This is a genomic window from Pseudoalteromonas phenolica (assembly GCF_005876835.1).
Classification (GTDB): domain Bacteria; phylum Pseudomonadota; class Gammaproteobacteria; order Enterobacterales; family Alteromonadaceae; genus Pseudoalteromonas; species Pseudoalteromonas phenolica_B.
Genome location: NZ_PPSW01000040.1, coordinates 1 through 10,310, shown reverse-complemented (window position 1 = coordinate 10,310; position 10,310 = coordinate 1). Strand labels below are relative to the sequence as shown.

Sequence of the window (10,310 nt, the reverse complement as noted above, 5' to 3'; positions counted from 1 at the left end):
GCTCTTAAGCGAGTGCCGCTACTCAATTGAGCGGTTTTTTTGTAGCTATTAAAAGCAAAAACTATATAGGTATATTACTTTTCCGAACTCAGCTATTAATAATGATTAAAATAAGCCGTAGCTTTCTGTTTCTTCAGGCTCATAGCTTTGTAAATGTTCTGGTCTAAAAATCGCACTAGGATCGATTAATACACTATGTGTATCATCACGTTTAATTAAACCTTTCATCATTTGTTTTGTCTGCGGATCGATATCAAAACCGATATTGGTGATCTCATTAAGTGGTTTGATCTCACTTTCATCGCAATGAATATTGTCTTGTACTTGATCGACCAACAAACCAATATGTGGTTTTTGACCATCTAAGGTTGTGAAAACAATAATAGGTTTATGATCGAGCGTGATTTGATCTCTTGCTGACTCAAATAATCTGATTAGCTTTTGGTAAGTTGTAGTGCGCTCTTTTTCGAGTATTCTTACCGCTTGTTCTTTTTCGCCTTTGGCACACATGTCTAACAAGGTGCTTGAAAGATTGTGTAATTTTGTATGTGGTTCTTCAAAGCGTGCAAGTAAAGCTTTTAAGTCTTCATTATCGGTTTTAAAGCTGTAAAACCACTTCCCAAATTCACATTGTCTAGGGTCTCGTGCTTTGGTGAAAGCGACACCTTCATGAATACTGTGTTCAAGTGCTACTAACCAAGTTTTATGATCTTGTTCTCGATCATGTAGTAGTTTTACGAGTGCTTGATTCACTTCTGAGGAAGATTGGTTATTTAAGATTAAGCCAAGATCAAAAATAGGCGTTGGGGTGCCCATGTAATCTTTGACCCCCAAGAAGCTTGGGTTGCCGTTTGGCAATGAGGTTAGGTTTCCTTCATAGCGCTCGGTCAGCAATATGTCTAAGATCTTTAAAGAAATTGTTTTTTGCCCAACACGAAAGTTAATTAAATCCATGTCTGCCTCATCATGCTTATAAGTATGACTAATGATAGATCAATTACGAATGATATGAACGGAAAATTGGTAATTTCTTTTGCTTTGGTTTGATCTTAAATAAATGACGTAATTCATCATCTTGGTTGATCACATTGCTTAAGGCATTGAGGACACAGTTAGAATTAAATGGTAAAGGACACATTTTTGCGGCACGACTAAACACTAATGCGTTGAGATACCCTTCAAAGATGGCGTGCGTAATAGGTAAAGAATGTGTGCTTAACGTTGCTCTGAATTGCTCACAAATTTTACCCTCACAAGAGACTGGATTTGGCACCACTTCTGTGACCATTAATTGGCTTGGTTGAGTCAGCTTACTTAATAGGTCTTCGCTGGAGACAAATGATACAGTGGTGAATGCAAGTTTCTTGTTTTGCTTTTGTGATAGCAGGATGAAGTATGATAACGGCTCATAAGTGCCTACCATAGCAACGGCTGTCGCTTCACTGTTGCCAATTAGTTTGAGTGCTTTCTCAACTCCATTGGTATTTCTACGAAATCGGCCGACTACCTGAGGTTTTAATCCCCTCATTTTTAGTGCCGCAGTGAGGCTTTTTTGTAATGTAATACCAAATTCGTCAGCTTGTATGAGCAATGCAATTTTTGAATGACCCAACTCATCAACTAAGTGACTGATTTGTTCTTTTGCCTCATCAAGGTAGCTGGCTCTTAGGTTAAACACTTTGAATGCGGGTTTTTCCCTTAAAAATGTAGCACCCGTATATGGCATAAGTAAAGGGATTTGCGTGTGCTCTAGCATGGATTTTATGGCAGTTGTGGTTGGGGTACCCATATAGCCAAACAAAGCATGTACTTTTTTATCGTAAATAAAAAAGCGTGTGTTGTTGACGGTATGGTTTGGCTCATAGCCATCATCTCTCACATCGAGTTCGATAAGTGCGCCATGAATTCCACCTTGTTTGTTGAGTTGCTCAAAGTAAATTCTAGAACCCGAAGCAAGTTGTTTGCCTATTTCACTGGCTGGTCCAGTTAATGCTACCGACATACCTAGCTTAATATCGAGTTGCGATCCAGAAGCCATAAGCTGACTTGCCCACAGTAGGCAAGAAGTAAGCAAAATTGAGGGCTTAAATTTGAGCATAAATTTCTGCAACTAGATTAGATAAACATATGTTTAGTTGTTTTTTTGAGTCAATGCATAACTCTTTCTGAACTACGCCTTTCTTATTACCTTGTAATACTAGCCTAATTAGTAGTCGATGGGAAATAGCCGAAAGGTTGTATAGCACTTGTGGGTTTTGTGTCGTAATTTGCCAAATCAAAGCCAAGCCTTGCTCAATATGCGCAGGTTGGTTGAGTAATATTTTCAACTGCTGCTTATGCTCAGTCGAAATATGAGGGTTGCCAGATATTGGTTTTAGTAACTGCCTGACAAGCTTGTCATCTAACATTTGATAGTGCGTGAGCAGTTGATAAGTAAATTGCTGAGAAAAGCGCACTCGTAACTGATGCTGTTCTTCAGACAGATCTTTATTACTCTTTAACACAATTGCTGAATACTCGCCGCTGGCTTTGTCTTGTTTAAAGCCTAATTTCACAATGTGATAATCGTTCTCTTGCCAGAACTTTAATAACTGTGCGGTGCAGCCAAAGCTACTGCCAAAGTAGTCGACCTCATCTTGAAGTTGCTGCTCGGTGTAGCTCAATAATTGCTGACCCAGCTTTTGGCTTTGAAAATCTGGTGCGATGGCTATTCTGACAACTCTAGCGGCTTTATGACTCAAAAGTGCATCTTGTTGTAGCAAGTGGTAAAGCTGTTGAGGTAGCAAGTGCCCTTTGGGTCGCCTGTTTTGTTGCGCAATTGCTGCGATGCTATCTTTATTTAAAGCGCCTTCAATGCTGACCAGACAAATACCAAGCAAGTGATTTTGCTGTTTGATTACAAAGAGTTTGTTTTCAGGTTGGTCGAGCAATTGTCTTAGGTCATTAACGCTGGTTTGGTAATGAGCGAGCACCAATAATGAAAATGCTTGTCTGAGTAGATGCTCATCGTGCAGTAAATCTTCAGATGTAAGATGAGAGAACTCGAACTGTTCAAGCTGCTTTGGTGCATTAAACTGCGCGTCTAGCGCGAATAGTTTGTTTATGCTGCTTTCTAACGGATCACACTGCTCATATCTTATAGGCGCATTGAGGGTCAATTGCTGATAGGTGGAGGAGTGTTTTGCTAAGAAACGTTTGAACCTTAACGTATAGCCTCGACCATTACCTTCATAGCCCACTAAAGTCGACGCAAATACACAGCGCTTAAACTTATCCGCTATTTTGATGAGGGTAGGCACGGGTAAAGCTGCCGCTTCGTCAATAAGAATGATGTCATCGCTGATATTTTCTTGAAGTAACTTATCTGGTGGACAAAAGCGAAGATTAGCGAGTGTTTTCTCATTGCCTGAATATTCAACTCCGAGGGCTTTGGCCAAATGCATAAAGCTACTTTTTACTGCTTGATATTGTCGAGCACATACCACAAATGATTGCTCAGGCATTTTGCTCGTTAATAAACCTAAAGCCGATGATTTACCACGGCCTCTATCGGCTGTAAGCAAAGTATGTTGCCGAGATTTGGTGAGTAATGTAATGAGCGTTTCAATCACTTTATCTTGCTCACCTAATCTATGCTTAAGCTCTGAAGCAGGTTTTAAACTTGGCAAAGACAGTCTTGCGTCATTAGTTTCAGAAATAATAGAGATAGGTAACTGAGTAAATAAGCGCTGCCAACGTATTAAAAATGGACTCGTTGTTAGCGATTGCTGGTGATTTTGCCAAGTTGTGATCCCTTGGTCACACCAAAAACTTAATTGTCCAAGTTCAGGTAAGACGAGCGCAAGTATTCCGCCTGCCTTTACTGTGCCACTCAGTGCCGCGAGTTTATTAGGGATAATCCCTGAGTATCCATCGTATATTGCGACCTCGAACTCTTGACCGAGAATTTGATGAAGATGCTCAGGCCATTGCGCTTGATTAAAAGCCGGTTCTTTTGACAGTGTTAAAAAAGAAGTTGTTTTGTTTGTGAGTTTATTTAACTCAGTGGCAGCCCACATTTGTGAGCCACTAAACAACACTAACTGACGATGCTGATTAAAAGTAAGGCGCTCAAATAGCGCCTCTAAATTATATTTTTTCGAGTCTTGCATAAGCGGTGACAAGCCATTTAGTACCCACATCGTCAAAGTTGACTTGAATACGCGATTGCGCGCCATTCCCTTCGTAGTTTAATACGGTGCCAGCACCAAACTTAGCATGTAAAACTCGTTGACCAAGGTTGTAACCGCTATCTTCAAAGGTTGCCAAAGTAATGGTGTTACTGAAGCGGCCTGTACTCGCGGGGCGTGAAACTTGTGTTTTAATGCGAATTTCTTCTACACAGTCTTCAGGGATTTCACGTAAGAAACGCGAAGGACTATGATGTTTTTCTTGTCCATACAAACGACGGCTTTCGGCATGGCTAATATAGAGTTTATCCATTGCTCGGGTCATACCGACATAACATAAGCGGCGCTCTTCTTCTAAGCGACCCGACTCTTCATGGCTTTGCTGTGAAGGGAACATACCTTCTTCTACACCAACCATAAATACAAGCGGGAATTCTAGACCTTTTGCCGAGTGTAAAGTCATCATTTGCACCGCATCTTCATGTTCATCAGCTTGGCCTTCACCAGCTTCCAGTGACGTATAAGCTAAAAAACCTTGTAGTGGTGAACTAAAGTCTTCATCAATAGGCGGTTCATATTGACCACAGGCACTGATTAATTCTTCTAAGTTTTCTACTCTAGCGCGGCCTTTTTCGCCTTTTTCGGCTTGGTACATTGCCATTAGGCCCGAGACTTCAATGGTTTGCTTGGCTTGTTCGCTTAATTCTAGCTCATCGATTTTATCACTGAGATGCTCGATGAGTTCAACAAACTTGGTGACGGCTGTTGCAGCTCTGCCTGCTAAATGCTTTTGCTCTAGGATTGCTTTTGCGGCGTACCATAATGGCATCGATTCATTACGTGCACAGTCACGGATATGGCTCAAAGTTTTGTCACCAATACCACGTGCTGGGGTGTTGATTACACGTTCAAATGCGGCATCATCTTGGCGATTACAGATCAGGCGTAGGTAACATAAAGCATCTTTAATCTCTTGGCGTTCGAAGAAGCGCATACCGCCGTAAATACGATACTTTAAGCCTTCTTGTAACATGGCCTCTTCAAGAATACGTGACTGGGCGTTGTTACGATAAAGAATGGCGCAATCTTGTAAAGCATTACCCCCATTCAGCCAAGTCTTAATTTTACCTACCACAAAACGAGCTTCATCTAACTCATTAAAGGCGGCATAAATCGAAATTGGTTCGCCTTGGTTACCATCTGTCCAAAGGCTTTTACCCATACGTTCGGCGTTGTTTTCAATTAGCGCGTTTGATGCTTTTAGAATGGTTGCTGTAGAACGATAGTTTTGTTCAAGGCGAATAGTCTCTGCCTCAAAGTCATCTAAAAAGCGTTTGATATTTTCGATTTTAGCGCCACGCCAGCCGTAAATACTTTGGTCATCGTCGCCTACGATCATGATATTGCTGTCACCGCCAGCCAGTAGTTTTAACCAGCGATATTGAATGTTGTTGGTATCTTGGAATTCGTCTACCAGCATATGACGGAAACGCTGCTGATAATGGCGCAGTAATGTCGGCTGCTGTTGTAGCAACTCAAAGCAGCGTAATAAGATTTCAGCAAAGTCGACTAAACCCGCTCTGTCACAGGCTTCTTGATAAGCCGTATAAACGCGCAACATGAGTTGTTCGTTCACATCATAAGCTTGAATATCTTTTGGACGTTGACCTTCATCTTTACGAGCACTGATATACCAGGCGATTTGTTTTGGCGGCCATTTCTTTTCATCAATATTCATAGCTTTTAAGAGGCGGCGGATCATGCGTACTTGGTCGTCAGTGTCTAAGATTTGAAACGCTTCTGGTAAGTTAGCTTCACGGTGATGAGCGCGAAGGATCCGGTGTGATAAACCGTGGAAAGTGCCGATCCACATACCGCCGACAGGCGATTTAAGCGTTTCTTCTACACGGGAACGCATTTCTTTGGCGGCTTTATTGGTAAAGGTCACAGCAAAAATACTATAGGGAGAGGCGTGCTCTACCTGCATTAACCATGCAATACGATGAACAAGCACTCGCGTTTTACCTGAACCTGCGCCTGCCAGCACCAGCATATTCTGCAACGGAGCAGCTACAGCTTCGCGTTGTTTATCGTTTAAGCCGTCAATTAAATCAGAAACGTCCATTAAGTTACCTTGCCAAATCAGAATGCAGCAAAGTATACCTAGGCTAGCGTCTATTTCCCAGCAAGACGCGCATTTTTACTGAGCGTAAAAACTTAATGCTTTGAAAAGTAAAGAAAATTAGAGTAAGTTAAACTGTATAAATAACCAGTTTACTGACCGATGTATTCTTTTAAGCGATTTTGAACTTCTTCCACTAATAAGTCTGGTTGGAATTTAGATAGAAACGCATTACAACCTACTTTTTCAACCATGGCTTGGTTAAAGCTGCCACTTAGTGATGTGTTAAGAATGACATGTAAGTCTTTTAACCTTGAGTCATTCCTGATTTCATAGGTTAAACGGTAACCATCCATCACGGGCATCTCTGCATCTGTGATGACAGCTAGAATCTCTTTGTTGACATTTAAACCTTGTTCAGCCCAACCTTGGAGCTTTTTTAAAGCTTCTAAGCCATCTGTAGCCGGTATAATTTCAATACCAAGTTGTGCGAGTGTATCTGCGACTTGGCGTCGAGCCGTAGGTGAGTCATCCGCATGAAGAATTTTCTTACCTTTAAATTCTGGTAAAATAGTCTCATCTAAGACGTTATCAGAAATTGAAATGTCATAAGAAATTATCTCAGCCAATACTTTCTCAACATCAATGATTTCGACAATATGTTCTTTATCGTCTCGCTGAATTTTGGTCAGTGCAGTTAAATAATGATTCTTACCCACAGAACTCGGTGTTGGCATGATGTCAGACCAAGTTGTATTAACAATTTGGTCTACTTTACCGACTAAAAATGCTTGAACTGAGCGGTTATATTCGGTGATCACAAGATTACAATCTTCATCTCTTGGGCATTCGGGCATATTAATTGCCCTTCTTAAGTCGATAACTGGTATTGATTCGCCGCGAATAGTCGTCACACCACATACTTTCGGATGCGCGTTTGGCATGATGTTTAGGTGTGGCAGCTTTACAACTTCTTTTACTTTGAAGACATTTAAAGCAAACAAATGGCGGCTATGTAAGTGAAATAACAATAACTCAAGTCGGTTTTCACCCACAAGTTGAGTTCTTTGGTCCACAGAAGCTAAAACACCAGCCATGTCGTTATCCTTTGAAAGAAGATAAATTTAGTATACCTAACACGAGGTAGAAATCTAATAAACCTAAAATGAGGTCATCTATAAGTCTATCCTAGATTTATTTAAAGTGGTATTTGCAAGCAAATAGATATCGCGTATTGTGAACAAAAATCATTAAATTCAATTAATTTAGCTATGCCTCTGTATTTTAAAAAACTAGCCATGCTCTTGAGAGCACATATAGACAAAGCTAGTTGGCAGTTATTAATGGCTGTAACTGTGTTGCACATCGCAGCTACATGGTTACTCCTTCATGCTGCAAATGAAACCGATCTATTAGGGCTCAACACCTATTTTTATTATTATGTTGTTACCACTTCAACGGTAGGATATGGCGATATGAGTGCCGTAACCCCAATGGGTCGTTGGGTGGTTGCGTTATTCCAAATTCCATTTGGTTTAGCGCTATTTGGTGTTTTGCTTGGCAAAGTCGGGCAGTTAGTTACATTTTGGGTAAAAAGAGCAATGACAGGAAACAAAAACTTAGCACACTTAACGGATCACATTGTCATCTTTGGCTGGCATGAGCAGAGAACAAAAAAGATTGTTGATTACATACTTGCAGATAATAAAAGAAAAGACCGACAAATTATTCTTGCCGTTAATGATCTCGAAGAGCACCCACTTGTCAACTATTCTGAAGTTGAATTTGCCCATCTGACGAGTTTTACAGATGAAAAAGAATTGGATCGTATTGCGATTTCTCAAGCTGATAAAATTATCATAGATGGCAAAGATGACGATCAGACCTTCACTACGGCATTAATGATAAGCCCGTTAATTAAAGAAGCAGCACATATTAGTGCGCATTTCATTGATGAAAGTAAAGTCAGTTTGCTTCGCACTCATTGTAAGAATGTTGAGTGTTCTAGTACAAAGTCAGCTGAGATCTTAGTGCGCGCTATGCAAGATCCTGGTTCGAGTCGAGTGCAAGAGGAATTACTTTCAACTTTACATGGCGACACTCAGTTTAGTGTGCGGTTACCTGAGAATATTGCAGCACTTCCTTTCTCGGCTTTCTTTCATTACTTCAAAGAAAAGCACGATGCGATTATTTTGGGAGTTGCCCACGATCAAAATGCATTTAATATGGACTTAAATCCGCCTCTGCATTATCAAATTAAAGGCGGTGATATTCTTCACTATATTTCACCTGAGCGTATTTTACCGTCAGAAGTAAAGTGGTCAGAAATCAAATAGGCTTGTTGAAGTCGTAAAGATTGTATCGTTTTACGGTAGATAATAGCGAGCAACTATCATTGCTCGCTATGATGGTAATGTTTTAATAAAAAAAACTCTTCCTCAGTAACGGGCATGATGGATAACCGGCCTGCTTTTTTGAGGGGTAAGTCGATAATTCTAGGATCAGCCTTAATCTGTTTCAGAGAGATAGGCCTTAACTTTTCTCTAAATTGAACAGTGACACCAAACCATTTTGGGGAGTCTGGCTTAGATTTTTCATCAAAGTAATCACTACTTGGATCGAATTGGTGGGGATCTGGGTGTGCTTCTTCTGTTACTTCTGCGATCCCGACAATTGCAGGCACTTTACAGCTGGAGTGATAAATAAAGATCTGATCACCTAGTTTGACATCATCTCTTAGAAAGTTTCGTGCCTGATAGTTTCTTACACCTTCCCAAAAAGTGCTTTGCTCTTGTGCATTCTTTAAATCATCAATAGAAAATGCATCGGGTTCCGTTTTGAATAACCAATAAGCCATAAAAATGTTCAGATAGTGTTTTTTAATATTGTTGATGAAATAACAAAGCTGAGCAAGGTAAATACACAATAAACAGATACGTGTAGTATGATTAAAGCGTTATGTTGTTTGAGGGTAATGAGTTATGAGTCAGGTATTAGAGAATTTACTGTCACTTCTTTCATTAGAAGAAATTGAACAAGGGATCTATCGAGGGCAAAGCCAAGATCTCGGCTTTCCACAAGTGTTTGGTGGTCAGGTAATGGGGCAAGCCTTATCGGCAGCCAAATATACCTTGCCAGCAGATCGTTATGTTAATTCTTTACACTCATATTTTTTACGCCCTGGCGATGCCAGCAAACCAATTGTTTATGATGTCGAAACTATCAGAGATGGAAGAAGCTTCAGTACTCGCCGTGTTTGTGCAATCCAATATGGTAAACCTATCTTTTACATGACAGCTTCTTTTCAGGGGGATGAAGAGGGATTATCTCATCAAACAAAGATGCCTGATGTGCCAGCACCAGAAACCCTTAAGTCATCACTTGAGTTTTACCAAGAGCACGCAGATCTAATTCCTGAGCAACTGAGAAATAAATTTACCTGCGAAATGCCTATCGAGATGCGTCCGGTAAACTTTCAGAACCCGTTTAAACCAAAAAGTACTGAAGCCAAAAGGCATGTTTGGTTTAGAGCAAATGGCACAATGCCTGATGACAGACGTATACATAACTACTTACTAGCATATGCGTCAGACTTTGAGTTTTTGCCAACGGCATTGCAGCCGCACGGGCTTTCTTTCTTGCAACCGAATATGCAAGTTGCAACGATAGATCACGCTATGTGGTTCCACCGTCCATTTAGAATGGATGAATGGTTGCTATATAGTGTCGATAGTCCAAGTGCGAGTGGTGGCCGTGGTTTAGTTAGGGGGCAATTTTTTAATAGAAAAGGTGAATTAGTTGCTTCCACCATACAAGAAGGCGTGATGAGACTAAGATCTAACTAGATCTTAGGCTTCAAATGCAAATAACCTGTATTAAATGTTAGCAAAAAGCGACTAAAAACAGGGTTTTGATTTCTTTTTGAGCGGTTGAACACATTTCTTAAAATTAATTGCAAAAAGGGGTTGATCAAAAAAATGATCTCCCTATAATGCGACCCCACTGACACGGGGTGAGAC

Annotated in this window: 8 protein-coding genes; 2 read left to right on the top strand and 6 right to left on the bottom strand. The window is 40.5% G+C overall.

Features of this window, described 5'->3' with window-relative positions; genetic code table 11:
* Positions 1-105: 105 nt before the first annotated feature.
* The 5 genes from C1E24_RS19340 to C1E24_RS19320 form a co-directional block, all read right to left on the bottom strand.
* The gene (locus C1E24_RS19340; RefSeq protein ID WP_138484338.1) at positions 106-954 is read right to left on the bottom strand and encodes a CZB domain-containing protein; all 849 of its coding nucleotides are present in this window, start codon (positions 952-954) and stop codon (positions 106-108) included.
* 43 nt (positions 955-997) lie between these two features.
* On the bottom strand, positions 998-2,038 hold the full coding sequence (locus tag C1E24_RS19335; RefSeq protein WP_171040938.1) for an ABC transporter substrate-binding protein: 1,041 nt from the start codon (positions 2,036-2,038) through the stop codon (positions 998-1,000).
* 46 nt (positions 2,039-2,084) lie between these two features.
* The gene (locus tag C1E24_RS19330) at positions 2,085-4,151 is read right to left on the bottom strand and encodes a GNAT family N-acetyltransferase (RefSeq protein WP_206078145.1); all 2,067 of its coding nucleotides are present in this window, start codon (positions 4,149-4,151) and stop codon (positions 2,085-2,087) included.
* On the bottom strand, positions 4,129-6,294 hold the full coding sequence (gene uvrD / locus C1E24_RS19325; protein WP_138484332.1) for a DNA helicase II: 2,166 nt from the start codon (positions 6,292-6,294) through the stop codon (positions 4,129-4,131). The genes C1E24_RS19330 and uvrD overlap by 23 nt, the downstream gene beginning before the upstream one ends.
* Positions 6,295-6,443: 149 nt before the next feature.
* On the bottom strand, positions 6,444-7,388 hold the full coding sequence (locus tag C1E24_RS19320; protein WP_138484330.1) for a chemotaxis protein CheV: 945 nt from the start codon (positions 7,386-7,388) through the stop codon (positions 6,444-6,446).
* Between the two features lie 174 nt (positions 7,389-7,562).
* Here C1E24_RS19320 and C1E24_RS19315 point away from each other — a divergent pair, with 174 nt between their 5' ends.
* Positions 7,563-8,627, top strand: a complete 1,065-nt coding sequence (locus C1E24_RS19315; RefSeq protein WP_138484328.1) for a potassium channel family protein — start codon at positions 7,563-7,565, stop codon at positions 8,625-8,627.
* A gap of 56 nt (positions 8,628-8,683) precedes the next feature.
* Here the strand turns inward: C1E24_RS19315 and C1E24_RS19310 are convergent, their stop codons facing one another.
* The gene (locus C1E24_RS19310; RefSeq protein WP_138484326.1) at positions 8,684-9,148 is read right to left on the bottom strand and encodes an EVE domain-containing protein; all 465 of its coding nucleotides are present in this window, start codon (positions 9,146-9,148) and stop codon (positions 8,684-8,686) included.
* A gap of 124 nt (positions 9,149-9,272) precedes the next feature.
* Here C1E24_RS19310 and tesB point away from each other — a divergent pair, with 124 nt between their 5' ends.
* Complete coding sequence (gene tesB, locus C1E24_RS19305; protein ID WP_138484324.1) at positions 9,273-10,136, top strand: acyl-CoA thioesterase II; 864 nt, start codon at positions 9,273-9,275, stop codon at positions 10,134-10,136.
* Positions 10,137-10,310 lie beyond the last annotated feature (174 nt).